Origin of the sequence: uncultured Tenacibaculum sp. (assembly GCF_947498805.1) — a bacterium.
Classification (GTDB): Bacteria; Bacteroidota; Bacteroidia; order Flavobacteriales; family Flavobacteriaceae; genus Polaribacter.
Genome location: NZ_CANMLT010000006.1, coordinates 234430 through 248652, shown reverse-complemented (window position 1 = coordinate 248652; position 14223 = coordinate 234430). Strand labels below are relative to the sequence as shown.

Sequence of the window (14223 nt, the reverse complement as noted above, 5' to 3'; positions counted from 1 at the left end):
GTATTTTATTAACAAATTCATTGTTAATATAGTATCGTTAACTATCTTATTTTAAAAACTTTAAAACGTCTTCTTTGTAGCTTCTGCTAATAGGGATTGCTTTGTTTTCTATTTCGATAAACTCATTCGTGTAAGAGTTTATTTGATGAAGGTTAACAATGTAAGATCTATGAGTTCTTAAGAAGTAATTCCTGTTAAGTTCTTTCTCTAGATTCGAGATGGTTTCTCTGGTAGTGATTGTTTCTTTTTGAGTGATAATTTTTACATAGTCACCTAAGCTTTCAATGTATAAAATAGTATCAAAATTTATTTTAATCATTTTTCTGTCTGCTCTAACAAACATAAAGTCGGTTGCTTTTGTTTCTGTTGAAGGAGTTAGGGTAGGTTTTGACTTTGAAGTGATCTTTTGTATGGCTTGTAAAAAACGATCAAAGGAAATAGGCTTTAATAAATAGTCGGTAGCTTGTAAATCAAAGCCGTCTACAGCATATTCTCTATAGGCAGTAGTAAAGATGATATGTGCTGAATTCCCTAAGATTTTAGCTAAACTTAACCCAGTAATTTCTGGCATGTTAATGTCTAAGAAATAAATATCTATACTATTATCATGTGTAGCTTGAATGACCTCTAAAGCGTTTTGGTAGCTGGCTATAAGGTGTAAGTTAGGAGTTTTTTCGATATAGGTAGCCAGTATTTCTCTAGCTACAGGTTCATCGTCAACAACAACACAATTTAGATTAGTACTCATTTTTTAAAGGAAGTTTTAAACTAACCACATATTTGGTATCTGTTTGGTTTGTATCCAAATTGAAATTATTGTCAAATAACATTTCTAATCTCTTTTTAATGTTCTCTAAACCAATTCCTTTTTTGGAGTTGATTGTTTTTTTTGCTGAATTTTCAATATTGAAAAATAAAGAATTATCAGATGTTTTTAAACGAATGTCTATACTTAATTTTCCATTGAAATGGTTCCCGTGTTTAAAAGCGTTTTCTACAAAAGGCAGTAAAATCATAGGAGCAATTTGGATTAGATCACTGTGAATTTCTTTTTCAAAATTTATCTGTAGGTTTTCTTGAAACCTCATTTTTTCAAGTGAGATATAATCTTCAATGTGCTGTACCTCATTGCTTAATAAAACTTTTGGTTTTTCAACTTGATATAAGATGTAATCTAATAAGTTAGATAGTTTTAAGATCATATCAGGAGCATTGTCTGATTTTTTTAAAGCAAACCCATAGAGTGTATTTAGTGTATTGAATAAGAAATGTGGATGAATTTGCATTTTTAAAAACTTCAATTCTTGTTCCTTCAGTTGTAATTGAGTCTTTAAGAATTTATTCTTTAAGTCTTCACTTTTTAATGCTGAGTTATAATTGTGCATTACCAGTCCTAACATGATAACTACCAACACAACAAAGTACACACCAAACACAATAAAAGGAAGCGTTTTTGTTAAAGGGGAAGCTTCATTAATGGTGAGGTCATATGAAAAAACTAGCCCGTATAATATGGAAAGTAGGATAAAGAAAGAACTAACAATAAATGTATATATCGTATATACAATAAACAAGACTTGCTTTTTTTGTAATAGGTATTTAGGTATTAGAAATAATAAAAAGAAATAGCCTGTACAGATTGTAATAGGCATTAAAAACAGAGAAAACTTATTTACATAAGCAGTATTACTGGTACCATATCCTAAAAAATAGGTGTAAAAGAAATAAACACCAATCCAAAATAAAAGGTGAATGGCTGTAGTAGCTAACCATTTTAGTATTGATGTAGTTTTTTTCATTGGTGCAATATCTTTCTTTTTTTGAAAAGGAAATGTTTTTAGCGATAAAAAACGGAAAAAAAGAGGTGAATAGCAGATTTGCAAGTTATCTTATAAAAAACGTAGTTTTAGTTTTTAATTTTGTCATGTGTCGAAATTAAAAATAAGCAAGCTATAACTCAAGTAAGTTTGGAGCATAATAACTTTTAAAATTTAATAACTATGAGATTTTTAATTTTTGGTCAGTTTTTCGATAGATTAAACGAAGGTGGACCTGCTTTTATGTATCCATTATTTCTAATGATGCTAACTTGTATTGGTTTAGTAGTTTTTTCTTTACTTAAAGGAGATGAAAAAGGAGTATTAAAAAAAACAGTACATCATATTAGTTTATTTGCTTTGGTTTGGGGGTTCTTAGGACAAATGATCGGATTAATTGGAGCTTTTGATTCAATAAGTGAAAGTGGTCCGGTATCCTCTAGCATACTCGCAGGAGGATTAAAAGTGGCATTACTTTGTCCAACCTTTGGAATGGTTGTTTTCTTAATAGCGCGTTTAGGAATTATTGGGTTAACCCTTAAGCAAAAAGAGGCGTAAAAAGTATTCGTATAACTTATTAAATTATAATTATGAAGAAACATGTACTTGTTTTTATAGGATTCGTATGCTCTTTTTTTACCTATGCACAGCATGAAAATTTAGATCAATTGTTGCATTCTTTTGAAGTAGAACAAAAAGCAATGGGAACAGTTTCGATCTTTCAAAATGGAAATGAGGTTTATAATAAGTCCTTTGGTAAAGCTAATTTGGTACAAGATAAAGTTGCTAATGCCAATACCAGATATAAAATTGGATCTATCTCAAAAGTATTTACAGCGAGTGTCGTTTTAAAACTTATTGAAGAGCAAAAACTAGAATTAAATACTTTGTTAAGTAAATACTTTCCAAAAGTTCCTAATTCAGATAAAATAACCATCAAGTATTTATTAAGTCATCAAAGTGGATTGTTTAATATTACTGATGAAGAAGGGTTTGATACTTGGATACGAAAACCAAGAAATAGAAAAGAGATGATAGGTAAAATCATAAAAGGAGGAAGTGTATTCGAACCAGGATCACAAACGGCTTATTCCAATTCAAATTTTATACTATTATCATATATTATAGAAGATATAGAAAAGAAATCGTTTTCTAAGGTGTTGAATGAAAGGGTTTTTAAACCGTTGAAATTAAAAAGAACAACATTTGGTGCTAAACTCAAGCCTAAGAAGAATGAAGCATATTCTTATTTTTTAAAAGAGAATATTTGGACTCCTATTTATCAAGAGACGTACTTAAAGTCAACTATGGGAGCTGGAGGAATAACTTCAACAGCTCAAGAGGTAAATACTTTTTATAATGCATTGTTTAATGGAAAAATTATTTCAAACGAAATATTGAATGAAATGACAACACCAATCAGGAATGACTGGGGACTAGGAATTTCGGTAATAAACTTTAATGGGATAACGATTTATGGACATGATGGTGGAATTGATGGTTATCAATCAGTGGCTATTTATTTACCAGCTCAAAAAGTATCGATAGCATTTACGTTTAATGCTGCTACTGTATCAGCAACTCAAACAGCTATTCAAATACTACAAACCTACCTTTCATCGAGCGCTAAGAAATAATGGTATGAGAAAATTAGTACTTTGTTTCCTGTTATTTTCAGTGAATTTGTTTGGGCAAAAAGAAAACAAAGGAGATGCTTTTAGAAGAGAAGGAGATTTGGAGAAAGCTATTGTAGCATATAAAGAAGTGTTTAAAAAGGATGCTTCAAATTATAGGAACACCTACAATTTAGCATGTGCTTATGCAATCATGTATCAAAAAGATAGTGCTTTTCACTATTTAAATAGAGCATTGAAAAATGATAACTCTTTATGGGCTTTAGCGGACAATGATTTATTGTCGTTAACAGATGATGAAAGATGGCCTACTATTGAAGAACAGCAGCTTGAGAAATATCAGAAAGAGAAAGGAAAGCTTCAACAACCCGTATATGCAAAACAGTTGTTACGTATTATAATGAAAGATCAGGCTTTAGATTATCAGTTAGATATGGCGAAGAGGTTTTATATGAAAAAGGGAAAAGCTCCGCATTGGTATTATCCATTAGCAAAAATGAAAGAAGAAATCGGTGGAGGGAATTTTACTGAAATGGAAAAGCTGATAAAGGAGAAAGGATGGCCTACTTATGATATGGTAGGGAAGTTGGCAGCAGATGGTCCGTTGTTGGTAATTAATCATCATAAAGACGATGCTATTCGAGTAAAGTATATATCCAAAATAAAAGAAGCCTGTTTGAAAAAACAGGGGAGTTGTATGGAATATGCAAAAATTCAAGATAGAATTTTAGTCAATTCTAATAAACCACAATTGTTTGGAATGCAGTTCCGATACAATGCCATGCGAAAATTAGAACCTTTTCCAATAAAAGACCCGGCATATGTAGATAGAAGAAGAAAAGAGATTGGTTTGGAACCTCTAAAAGAATATTTAAAAAGAAAGATTAACTATACTTGGAAAGTAGAGCAAAAATAGAGATAGTGTTTTTGATTATTAGTAGAAATACTCAGTTCTCTCAGTAGAATTGGGTATTTTTGTTGTATGAGTAGAAAAATAAAATTGATTTGGGATTTTAAAGGTCCAGACGGATTAGAAACTGCAAAACATCACTGTATCCATTTAACAGAGTTTGCTCAAATAGATAAACTACCATATGATGAGGTAAACTATAAAGAACTAAATGAAATGCATACCATTGCTTTTGTAATAGTTGATGAAACTTATATGAAAGTATTTAGAGATGCATTAAAACCTCACAGAGGAGAATTAGCTTAAATCAAACTATTATGCCACATTTTATTATTGAATGCTCTGGTGATCTTATCAAAGATACTTCTAAACAAGAAGTAATGCAGTTAGTTTATGAAGCTGCAGAAGCATCAGAACTTTTTGTAAAAGGAGATATCAAAGTTCGAATAAAAGTATATGAAGATTATATTGTTGGAGGTAAGAAAGACGATTTTATTCATGTATTTGGTAATATTATGGAAGGAAGAACTGCAGAACAAAAGAATAAACTCTCTTCAAGTATTGTAAAAGTATTAAAAGACCTTTTTCCAAATTCTCCAATTGTGTCTATGAATATTCGAGATTTTGAAAGAATAGGGTATTGTAATAAATCTATGGTTTAGAATTACGACTAGTAGTTTCTTCAAAAGAAATATCATAATCTTCACGTAAGGTACCCATTATGCGATCCCAAAAAAGGAAGTATAACCCATAATTTCCATGAAATTTTTTATGATGTAGGTTATGGGCTACTGAAGTGTTTATCCATTTTCCAATCCATGTTTTGTGAAACCCTTTAGGATAAAGTTCGAAACCTAAATGACCATATACATTGTAGGCTATTTGGAATAAGAAAAACAATCCAATAGAAGAAATGTGTACTGGAAGTGTAAAAGCAATTAATGGCGCAATAAGTGTTTCTAAAAATGCTTCAAATGGATGAAATGCATAGGCGGTCCAAGGAGAAGGATTGGTAGATTTATGATGGATCAAATGTACCTTTCTGTACCATTTAGGTCTATGCATCCAACGATGAATCCAGTAAAAATAAGTATCGTGTAAAAAGAAAATCCATACCCAACTTAAGGCATAATATAGATTAGAATACTCATTGAAATTGTAATAAATATTAGTGTATGGTTTTAAATAGTAGAAAACAATCAATGATACTGTAGCAAAAATGGTTACAGATAAAATAGAGTAGCCAAAATCTCTTTTATAATCTTTAATTTTTGGTAGTTTTTTCTGGATTTTTCGAAACCATAGTTGTTTTCTGAATAGAATATAAAACAATAGAAAGGTTGTACTTGCAAAAATCAAGTAACGAACCAAAACTGTAGATGCGCTTTGAAACCAAAATTGAATAAAACTATTGTCTAAAAACATAGGTTTAAATTAGTTGTTAAAGCTAGTGAAAATATTGTCTTAATAGGTTTATTTTAAAAAAACTATCTTTCGTAAAAAATATTTAATGAAGAACGTTTGTGTCATTTTGAGTCTGTTGTTTTGTTTTATGAAAGGTACTGCCCAGCATAGCTTTTCTACCTATAAAGCGCATGAGTCTATGATGGATGCTATTCGAGTACAATCTGATCTTATTGAAGGAAGAACTTCATTTTTTGAAAAACAAGCAGAAAAGAAACCATTAATGTTTCAGAAAACAAAAGTAAGAGTAGGAGAGTTGAATAGATTGTCTAATAATTTATCAAAGTATATAGAAAGGATACAAAAAGAAGTAGGTACAGAGAGTATTTTATATGATTTGTTAGAGAAAGAAGCTTATAAAAACACCATTTTTAAATCAAACGGTCGTTTAACATATAAAGGAACCAAGCTTAAAAGAAAAATAGATAGTTTATATACATGTTCAAAGGGAGTAAATGTTCACAGGCTTTCTCAGTTAGAAAATTTTTATGAAGCTCGATTTAACACCCATAAAGATTATTTTGATTTTGACCAGAATAAAATAGATTACTTCAATCATTTATTTTATGACAAATCTAATTATGGAATGATGATGGCAATGAACTACTTATTGTTAGATGTAAAAACCTATCAGCTGCTATATTATGGAACGATAATGAGTTACTAACTTTCAGCAATAGACTTGGCACAAATAAAACCACCCGTCCAAGCATTTTGAAAATTAAAACCTCCAGTAACGGCATCAATATTTAAAACCTCTCCAACAAAAAATAAGTTTTTATGAAACTTACTCTCAAAGCGTTTAAAGTTAATCTCTTTTAAATCAATTCCTCCAGCAGTTACAAACTCTTCTTTAAAAGTTGATTTACCATTTGCATTAAAAACAGACTTTGTTAGTTGATCTGCTAAGCTCTGAAGTTGATTGTTGTTTAAATCACCCCAGTTTTGGTTTGGTTTTATGCCAGCAGCTTTTACAAAGCGTTCCCATAATCTTCTAGGTACTTCCGAAAAAGGAGATTTTAAAGATGCTTGTTTTTTAGCCTGTTGTTTTTTAAGTTTTTGTAACTCTTGAAGTATTGTTGAAGGATTACTTCCTAGCCAGTTTACTTCTACTTTATATTGGTAGCTTTTCTCTGCTAATATTCTTGCTCCAAAAGCCGATAACTTTAAAACCGCGGGTCCGCTTAATCCCCAATGTGTAATTAATAAAGGCCCATAGTTTTCAAGTTTGGTATCTAGTATTTTTACTGTTGCATTCGGTACAGAAATTCCACCTAAATCTGCAATTCGTTCATCTTTGATATTAAAAGTAAATAAAGAAGGTACTGGTTGAATAATTGAATGATCTAATGTTTTAGCCAAGTCCCAAACTTTCTTGCTACTCCCAGCTGCTACAACCAAATAATCCGCATCAAAAGATTGCTCTTTTGTATGTACTAACCAACGATCGTTTTGTTCTTCAACAGAAGTAACTCCATGATTTTTTAAAACAGAAATCCCCAGGCTATCAACCAAAGATTGAAAACAGTTGATGATTGCTTGTGAAGTATTTGCTTCTGGGAATACGCGGTTATCTCCTTCTATTTTTAAAGGAACACCTCTGTTTTCAAACCATTCAAAAGTATCGCCTGTCATAAATTGATGAAAAGGACCTAAGAGTTCCTTTTTACCTCTTGGATAGAATTTTGTTAGTTCTTTTGGTTCAAAACAAGCATGCGTAACATTACAACGTCCGCCACCAGAAATTTTTACTTTTTGTAAAACCTCTTTTCCTTTTTCAAGAATTGTAATGTCTAAGTCAGGATTCTGTTCTTTTGCATTTATCGCTGTAAAAAAACCAGCTGCACCTCCACCAATAATTATAACTTTTTTCATTATAAAACCATTTTTGAATAAGGAATAATCGTTTCAAACCCTTTTTGTTGGAAATACTTAGGAGTATCTTCATTTCCAGTAACCAAAACAAAATCTCCTCCCCAAGCACCTAGACTTTTAACTTCTCCAAAGTAATCTCCAAACAATTCCTTTTTTACAGGAGATAACTTAATAATAGAACTTATGATTCTTTCGTGCTCCACAATTAGTTTATTGACATCATTAACAGATGTAGTTTCAATAAACTCCTTTGATAATTCAGAAATATCATTTATCTCTTGTTGGATATTTTTATTGTTTTTTCTGTATTGTGCAATTCCCTCTCTACTGTTTTGTTTTTGGTTTAAGTGAACAAAAAACAATTCCTCAGTAAAGTTTGGTGAAAAAGAAACTTCTTCCACAAGAGGTTTTTTATCGTTTAATTGATAAAAAATGGGAGTATTATGTTTTGCACAAGCAATATCATACCCACTTCCAGAAAAAGCATTCCATAAAAGTGTAAATGGATTCACTTCTGCCCATGTAGCAATATTATTAATTAAAGTAGAAGAACTACCCAATCCCCAATCTCTAGGAAAACCTAAATTAGTTTTTACAACATAACCCGAATTGTCATTCAAAAATGATGGGTTTAATTGTCTAGCTTCTTGTAATAAACCTTGTAATGTTTCCGCAATAAATTCGGCACTCCCTTCATTACTTGAATTAAAAGTCGCTGAGGTTAAACGGAGTTTAGGTAGATCAAAACTTGCTTCAAACCAACATTCACCTGTGTGTGTAAAGCTTCCCCAAATAAGTTGAGGTTCTTTGATGGGTTGAATAACTAAATCTTGACCAAATTTAGTAGGAATTGCTAAGGAAGTAGCACCATCTAAAACTACATATTCTCCAGTTAATAATAATTTTCCGTTAGAGTAAAATTGCATTATACTAATCCGAATTGTTTAAAATGATGTGTAAAATGTTTTACATGAAACTTCTTCCAGTATTCATAATCCAATTCTCCAAAGAATGGATGTACAATAACTTTATTAGGATTTTCTTTAAAGAAGCTTTCAAACCTGTCTATTTGTGAAAATAAATCATTGATAGACTCCTGAATTGTATCAAATTTAACCGGATAAGGTTCTTCAGACAACATAGGAGCCTTAAAACCAACTTGAATTTCATTTTCAGTGTCTAAAAAAGGCTTTCTTCTTGCAGATTTTTCTTCGTTAACAAATTCATCAAGTGCAACCTTTCCATTTGAAATCTTTACTAAGAAACTTACATGCTCGATCATCTGTTGTCCATTCATTTTTCCAAATAATGGATGCTCATCTGCTTTTAAACCATTTAATTTTTGAGTAAGCTCTTCTTTATTTAAAAAGTTAACCCAATTTACTTCGGGTTTTCGTAATGATTTTATTTTTTCAACTACTGCGCTATGAGAAACAGTTCTGTTTTCAAAGTACTTTGTAATAAGCTCTTTTTCTTCTGAAGTAGCGCTGTGTTGATTTAATATATTCTGCAAGTGCATTTTCATATGTCCATGCTGAATTCCTTTTGTTGTTAAGGCACGTAAAGCAGCAAAGTTTTGAGCCAATCCTGCAGTAGCCATAATTTGCATTAAGGTTCTTGCAGATGGACGCCCCATCATATCTAATGATAATTTAGCCATAGGATGTAACGCAGTTAATCCACCAACAGTTCCTAAAGCCAACGGAATTTCAATCCAAAATCTAAAAACTCCATCTTTGACCTCACAATGCGTTAAACTTTTATAATGTCCATTTTTTGCAGCATAGGCATGTGCTCCAGCTTCAATGGCTCTAAAATCGTTTCCAGTTGCTAAAACCACTGCATCAATACCGTTCATAATACCTTTGTTATGAGTAACTGCTCGGTAAGGTTCTATTTCAGCAATTTTTACGGCTTGGGCGAATTTTTGTGCAAACTTTTCTGGGTTTTCGCCACCTAACTCTTCAATTTTACAACTAACTTCAGCTCTAACAACACATTCAGGAACATAGTTAGATAAAATACTCATTACAATTTCAATGTCTTCTTTTTGAAATTGTTTAGCCATCGCTTCTAGACACGAATTGATAAAATTCGCTCCCATAGAATCTTTGGTTTCAAACGTAACATGCAACTGATAATAGTTAGCAAGTTTATCAGTTTTATCTACTAATTCAATATCTAAAATTCCACCACCACGTTTTTCCATGTTTTTAGTAATGGAAGCCGTAGCTGCATATAATTCTGTTTTTTGCTGCTTGAAATAAGTAGTTAAATCTTCTTTATTACCTGAGTACATAAAATGTACTTGACCAATTTTAGTTGTAGAGATAACCTCTGTTTTAAATCCACCTCGAGTGCTCCAATATTTAGCAACTAAAGAAGCCGCAGCAACTACAGAGCTTTCTTCTACAACCATTGGAATTACATAATCCCGACCATTAATTACAAAGTTAGGTGCAATACCATAAGGCATGTAAAAGTTGGTGATTGTATTCTCTATAAAATCATCATGTAATTGCTGTAAAGAAGCATCTACATTCCAATATTGTTTTAAAGTTTGAATAATTTCTGGTTGATTATCAAAATAAGTTTTAGCTAACCAATCAATTTTTTCTTCCTTGGTAAGTTTTGAAAATCCTGAAATAATTTTCGACATTCTATCATCATTTTTGGTGCGTCAAAGATAAATGAATCCTGTTAAAATAGCCGTTATATTCACTATTTATAACTTTTTAGGACTGATTTTTGATGATTTTTCCGTAAACTTGGCAAACTTTTTACGTAAACAACAACTATAAATGAAAAAATTATTCATCTTTTTTTTAGGGATTACTTCACTATTACAAGCCCAAAAAAAAGACATTACGCTAGAGGATATTTGGAAAAAGGGCACATTTAGAGCCGATTATATGAATTCTTTGAATTCAATGAATGGAAATTTCTACTCACTTTTAAATTACAACGATTCAGGTTCAACTGTTGATAAATATAGTTACGAAACTTTAGAAAAAGTAGCTACTATAGTTGATAGTAAAGATTTAAATGGGTTAGCTTATTTTGAATCATACGATTTTAATAACGACGAAAGCAAGTTAATTTTAGGAACAAAATTTAAACCTATTTTCCGTCGTTCGTTTTTAGGAACCTATTATTTATATGATATCGCTACTAAATCGTTAAAGTTAATTGGAGAAGATATTCAACGACCTACTTTTTCACCTGATAGTAAAAAGGTAGCATATGCAAAAGACAATAACTTATTCATAAGAGATTTTTCAGAGAACACTTTAGTAAAAGTAACTACTGATGGTGAAAAAAATAAAATTATCAACGGTATTACTGATTGGGTGTATGAAGAAGAATTTGGATTTGTAAGAGCATTTGAATGGAGTGCAGACAGTAAGAATTTAGCATTTTTACGATTCGATGAAACAGATGTAAAAACATTCTCTATGGATGTTTTTGGAAAAGGAAAGTACCCATCTCAACATGTGTTTAAATATCCAAAAGCAGGAGAAGACAATGCTAAGGTTACTTTATACATGTATTCATTAGAATCTAATAATACAGCAAGAATTGTTTTTGGAGAATACGAGTATATTCCTAGAATTAACTGGACAAAAGATGCAAATGTATTAGCAGTTCGTACATTGAATCGTCATCAAAATGATTTAAAAATGTACTTTGTAGACGCTAAAACCTACAGAAGTACTTTAGTATTAAATGAAACTGATAAGGCATATGTTGATGTTACAGATGATTTAACTTTCTTAGATGATAATAGCTTTATTTGGACAAGTGAAAAAGATGGATACAACCATATTTATCACTACGATAAAACAGGAGCATTGATCAATCAAGTTACCAAAGGAAATTGGGATGTAACTTCATATTACGGTTATAATGCTAAAAAGAATACTATTTATTTCCAATCAGTAGAAAACGGTTCTATTAACCGTGGTGTATATAGTATTTCTTTAAAAGGAGAAAACAAAAAACTATTAAGTGAGCCATCAGGAACAAATAGAGCTTCTTTTAGTGAGAATAAAAATTATTTTATCAATACATTTTCTGATGCAAATACTCCACCAGTATATACCTTAAGAAACTCAGAAGGAAAGGTATTAAAAACAATTAAAGACAATGCTGCTTTAAAAGATGGTATTGCTGGGTTTAACTTAAGTAAAAAAGAATTCTCAACAATCTCAGTAAACGGAGAAGAGTTGAACATGTATACTATTAAACCATCTAACTTTGATCCAGCTAAGAAATATCCTGTATTAATGTATCAATATTCAGGACCAGGTTCTCAGCAGGTAGCGAATCGTTGGAATAGCTCTAACGATTATTGGCACCAAATGTTAGCACAAGAAGGTTATATTATAGTTTGTGTTGATGGTAGAGGAACAGGTTACAAAGGACGTGACTTCAAGAAAGTTACGTATATGAACTTAGTGAAACACGAAACAGAAGATCAAATTGCTGTAGCTAAGAAGTTAGCAGAATTACCATATGTAGATGCTAAAAGAATTGGAATTTGGGGATGGTCTTTTGGAGGTCATATGAGTACCAACTGTTTGTTAAAAGGAAACGATGTGTTTTCTACTGCAATCGCAGTAGCTCCAGTTACTACATGGAGGTTTTATGACACAATTTATACAGAGCGTTATATGCGTACGCCAGAAGAAAACCCTTCTGGATACGATGAAAATTCACCATTAAATTACCCAGAATTATTAAAAGGAAAATACCTGTTAATTCACGGTACTGGAGATGATAATGTACACGTGCAAAATGCATATCGAATGGCGGAAGCATTAATTCAAGCTAACAAGCAATTCGAATGGGGTATGTATCCAGATAAGAATCACGGAATTTATGGTGGAAATACACGTTTACACTTGTATACTAAAATGACAAACTTTATTAAAAACAACTTATAATATGGCAAATTCAACTTCTATTAGGGAAAAAGAATTATTTGGACACCCAATTGGGCTGTTTATACTATTTTTTACAGAAATGTGGGAGCGTTTTTCATTCTATGGTATGAAAGCTCTTTTAATATTTTATTTAACCAAATATCATTTGTTTTCTGATAGTGCAGGAAACTTATTAATAGGAAGTTATGCTGCATTGGTATATGCGGTTCCCGTAATAGGAGGTTTTATTGCTGATAAATATTTAGGTTTTAGAAAAGCCATTGTTTTTGGAGGAATCATGCTTGTTTTAGGACATTTAGGAATGGCCTATGAAGGGAATGCTGCAACAGAATCAATGACAGGAGAGATTACAAGAGACAATACTGCTTTACAAGTATTTTATTTCTCGTTAGCCTTGATTATTCTAGGTGTAGGATTTTTAAAAGCAAACATTTCTTCGCTAGTAGGAGAATTATATAAGGTTGGAGATAAGAGACGAGACTCAGGGTTTACCATTTTTTACATGGGTATTAACTTAGGATCGTTTTTAGCAACTATTATTTGTGTTTGGTTAGGAGAAGAATACGGATGGAGTTACGGATTTGGAGCAGCCGGTGTAGGTATGGCTTTAGGTTTAGCAACTTTTATAATGGGTAAGAAATATTTAAACGGTAAAGGAGAGTCTAGCAATCCAGAGTTATTAAGTAAGAGTACATTTGGAATAAATAATGAATGGTTAATTTATATAGCTAGTATTTTATCTACAGTTGTATTTTGGCAAATGGTACAAAGACATGAAGCAGTATCTATGTCTTTAATGGTAGCTGGTGCGGCATCATTTATTTATATTGTTTATTATGCAGTTACACAGTTAGATAGAGTGGCAAGACAGCGACTGTTTGCTCTCACTATTTTAATTGTATTTACAGTAATTTTCTGGGCATTGTTTGAGCAAGCTTATACTTCGTTAAACTTATTTGCAGATAGAGTATTAGATAGAGGAGAAATAGCCGCAGGAACATTCCTTAGTTTAAATGCATTATTCATTATTTTATTAGCACCAGTATTTGCTTGGTTATGGGTTAAATTAGGAAAGTATAACCCTAATACAGCGGTGAAATTTTCTTTAGCACTTATCTTAGTAGGTTTAGGATTTGGATCATTAGTATTAGGTATCAATGCATCTGGTTTAGGAAAGGTAGCTATTTATTGGTTGGTAATCACATATTTTTTACATACTTGTGGAGAGTTATGTTTATCTCCTGTAGGATTATCGGCAGTAACAAAATTATCTCCTGCCAAAATCGTTGGTTTTATGATGGGAGTATGGTTTTTGGCTACAGCGAGTTCAGAATTTATAGCTTCTGTATTAGCAAATATTGCATCAGTAGACACTTCTAATGGAACAGCTCCTGATTTGGGTATTGCAAAAGAAAGTTATTTGCAGTTATTTGAATATTTACTGTATACAGGAGTTGGATTTGGAATCTTACTATTAGCATTATCACCATTAGTTAAGAAAATGATGCATGGGGTGGATGTAGATGATAGTGGAGAGGATGAAATTTTAATAGAAGAAAAGCATTAATAATAAATAA

General features: G+C 31.5%; 14 protein-coding genes. 8 read left to right on the top strand and 6 right to left on the bottom strand.

Features of this window, described 5'->3' with window-relative positions:
* Positions 1–46 precede the first annotated feature (46 nt).
* Together Q0873_RS13980 and Q0873_RS13975 are read right to left on the bottom strand one after the other, a co-directional pair.
* Positions 47–748: a LytTR family DNA-binding domain-containing protein gene (locus Q0873_RS13980; RefSeq protein WP_299108367.1), complete on the bottom strand. Its 702-nt coding sequence runs from the start codon at positions 746–748 to the stop codon at positions 47–49.
* Positions 738–1799, bottom strand: a complete 1062-nt coding sequence (locus Q0873_RS13975; protein ID WP_299108365.1) for a histidine kinase — start codon at positions 1797–1799, stop codon at positions 738–740. The genes Q0873_RS13980 and Q0873_RS13975 overlap by 11 nt, the downstream gene beginning before the upstream one ends.
* Positions 1800–2000: 201 nt before the next feature.
* Between Q0873_RS13975 and Q0873_RS13970 the strand changes: the two genes are divergently transcribed.
* The 5 genes from Q0873_RS13970 to Q0873_RS13950 all read left to right on the top strand — a co-directional run bounded on the left by Q0873_RS13970 (position 2001) and on the right by Q0873_RS13950 (position 5023).
* Entirely contained in the window at positions 2001–2375 is a 375-nt protein-coding gene (locus tag Q0873_RS13970) for a MotA/TolQ/ExbB proton channel family protein (protein WP_299108363.1), read from the top strand.
* A gap of 32 nt (positions 2376–2407) precedes the next feature.
* A complete protein-coding gene (locus tag Q0873_RS13965) occupies positions 2408–3454 on the top strand; it encodes a serine hydrolase domain-containing protein (protein WP_299108361.1) in 1047 nt (348 codons plus the stop codon).
* A 4-nt stretch (positions 3455–3458) separates the two neighbouring features.
* On the top strand, positions 3459–4367 hold the full coding sequence (locus tag Q0873_RS13960) for a DUF6624 domain-containing protein (RefSeq protein ID WP_299108359.1): 909 nt from the start codon (positions 3459–3461) through the stop codon (positions 4365–4367).
* 66 nt (positions 4368–4433) lie between these two features.
* Positions 4434–4667 (top strand): hypothetical protein, encoded by a 234-nt coding sequence (locus Q0873_RS13955; RefSeq protein ID WP_299108357.1) that lies wholly within the window; start codon positions 4434–4436, stop codon positions 4665–4667.
* Between the two features lie 11 nt (positions 4668–4678).
* The gene (locus Q0873_RS13950; protein ID WP_299108355.1) at positions 4679–5023 is read left to right on the top strand and encodes a 5-carboxymethyl-2-hydroxymuconate Delta-isomerase; all 345 of its coding nucleotides are present in this window, start codon (positions 4679–4681) and stop codon (positions 5021–5023) included.
* Here Q0873_RS13950 and Q0873_RS13945 read toward each other — a convergent pair.
* Entirely contained in the window at positions 5013–5786 is a 774-nt protein-coding gene (locus tag Q0873_RS13945; RefSeq protein ID WP_299108353.1) for a sterol desaturase family protein, read from the bottom strand. The two genes, Q0873_RS13950 and Q0873_RS13945, sit on opposite strands and share 11 nt — an antisense overlap.
* Positions 5787–5871: 85 nt before the next feature.
* Here Q0873_RS13945 and Q0873_RS13940 point away from each other — a divergent pair, with 85 nt between their 5' ends.
* Positions 5872–6492, top strand: coding sequence for a hypothetical protein (locus Q0873_RS13940; RefSeq protein ID WP_299108351.1), 621 nt, complete (start codon positions 5872–5874; stop codon positions 6490–6492).
* On the opposite strand, the gene Q0873_RS13935 is transcribed toward Q0873_RS13940, so the two are convergent.
* The 3 genes from Q0873_RS13935 to Q0873_RS13925 are packed head-to-tail and all read right to left on the bottom strand — an operon-like array spanning position 6489 to position 10359.
* Positions 6489–7700 (bottom strand): NAD(P)/FAD-dependent oxidoreductase, encoded by a 1212-nt coding sequence (locus tag Q0873_RS13935; RefSeq protein WP_299108349.1) that lies wholly within the window; start codon positions 7698–7700, stop codon positions 6489–6491. The two genes, Q0873_RS13940 and Q0873_RS13935, sit on opposite strands and share 4 nt — an antisense overlap.
* The gene (locus Q0873_RS13930) at positions 7700–8626 is read right to left on the bottom strand and encodes a GYDIA family GHMP kinase (protein WP_299108347.1); all 927 of its coding nucleotides are present in this window, start codon (positions 8624–8626) and stop codon (positions 7700–7702) included. The genes Q0873_RS13935 and Q0873_RS13930 overlap by 1 nt, the downstream gene beginning before the upstream one ends.
* Positions 8626–10359, bottom strand: coding sequence for a hydroxymethylglutaryl-CoA reductase, degradative (locus tag Q0873_RS13925; RefSeq protein WP_299108345.1), 1734 nt, complete (start codon positions 10357–10359; stop codon positions 8626–8628). The genes Q0873_RS13930 and Q0873_RS13925 overlap by 1 nt, the downstream gene beginning before the upstream one ends.
* A 142-nt stretch (positions 10360–10501) precedes the next feature.
* Here Q0873_RS13925 and Q0873_RS13920 point away from each other — a divergent pair, with 142 nt between their 5' ends.
* Positions 10502–12646 carry a S9 family peptidase gene (locus Q0873_RS13920; RefSeq protein ID WP_299108343.1) on the top strand — a complete coding sequence of 715 codons (2145 nt, stop codon included), beginning with the start codon at positions 10502–10504 and terminating at the stop codon, positions 12644–12646.
* 1 nt (position 12647) lies between these two features.
* A complete protein-coding gene (locus Q0873_RS13915) occupies positions 12648–14213 on the top strand; it encodes an oligopeptide:H+ symporter (RefSeq protein ID WP_299108341.1) in 1566 nt (521 codons plus the stop codon).
* Positions 14214–14223 lie beyond the last annotated feature (10 nt).

What these genes read in the sequence shown, in the direction of transcription:
- Q0873_RS13980 (WP_299108367.1), bottom strand. Translation starts at nt 748, where the DNA reads ATGAGTACTAATCTAAATTGTGTTGTTGTTGACGATGAACCTGTAGCT.
- Q0873_RS13975 (WP_299108365.1), bottom strand. Translation starts at nt 1,799, where the DNA reads ATGAAAAAAACTACATCAATACTAAAATGGTTAGCTACTACAGCCATT.
- Q0873_RS13970 (WP_299108363.1), top strand. Translation starts at nt 2,001, where the DNA reads ATGAGATTTTTAATTTTTGGTCAGTTTTTCGATAGATTAAACGAAGGT.
- Q0873_RS13965 (WP_299108361.1), top strand. Translation starts at nt 2,408, where the DNA reads ATGAAGAAACATGTACTTGTTTTTATAGGATTCGTATGCTCTTTTTTT.
- Q0873_RS13960 (WP_299108359.1), top strand. Translation starts at nt 3,459, where the DNA reads ATGAGAAAATTAGTACTTTGTTTCCTGTTATTTTCAGTGAATTTGTTT.
- Q0873_RS13955 (WP_299108357.1), top strand. Translation starts at nt 4,434, where the DNA reads ATGAGTAGAAAAATAAAATTGATTTGGGATTTTAAAGGTCCAGACGGA.
- Q0873_RS13950 (WP_299108355.1), top strand. Translation starts at nt 4,679, where the DNA reads ATGCCACATTTTATTATTGAATGCTCTGGTGATCTTATCAAAGATACT.
- Q0873_RS13945 (WP_299108353.1), bottom strand. Translation starts at nt 5,786, where the DNA reads ATGTTTTTAGACAATAGTTTTATTCAATTTTGGTTTCAAAGCGCATCT.
- Q0873_RS13940 (WP_299108351.1), top strand. Translation starts at nt 5,872, where the DNA reads ATGAAGAACGTTTGTGTCATTTTGAGTCTGTTGTTTTGTTTTATGAAA.
- Q0873_RS13935 (WP_299108349.1), bottom strand. Translation starts at nt 7,700, where the DNA reads ATGAAAAAAGTTATAATTATTGGTGGAGGTGCAGCTGGTTTTTTTACA.
- Q0873_RS13930 (WP_299108347.1), bottom strand. Translation starts at nt 8,626, where the DNA reads ATGCAATTTTACTCTAACGGAAAATTATTATTAACTGGAGAATATGTA.
- Q0873_RS13925 (WP_299108345.1), bottom strand. Translation starts at nt 10,359, where the DNA reads ATGTCGAAAATTATTTCAGGATTTTCAAAACTTACCAAGGAAGAAAAA.
- Q0873_RS13920 (WP_299108343.1), top strand. Translation starts at nt 10,502, where the DNA reads ATGAAAAAATTATTCATCTTTTTTTTAGGGATTACTTCACTATTACAA.
- Q0873_RS13915 (WP_299108341.1), top strand. Translation starts at nt 12,648, where the DNA reads ATGGCAAATTCAACTTCTATTAGGGAAAAAGAATTATTTGGACACCCA.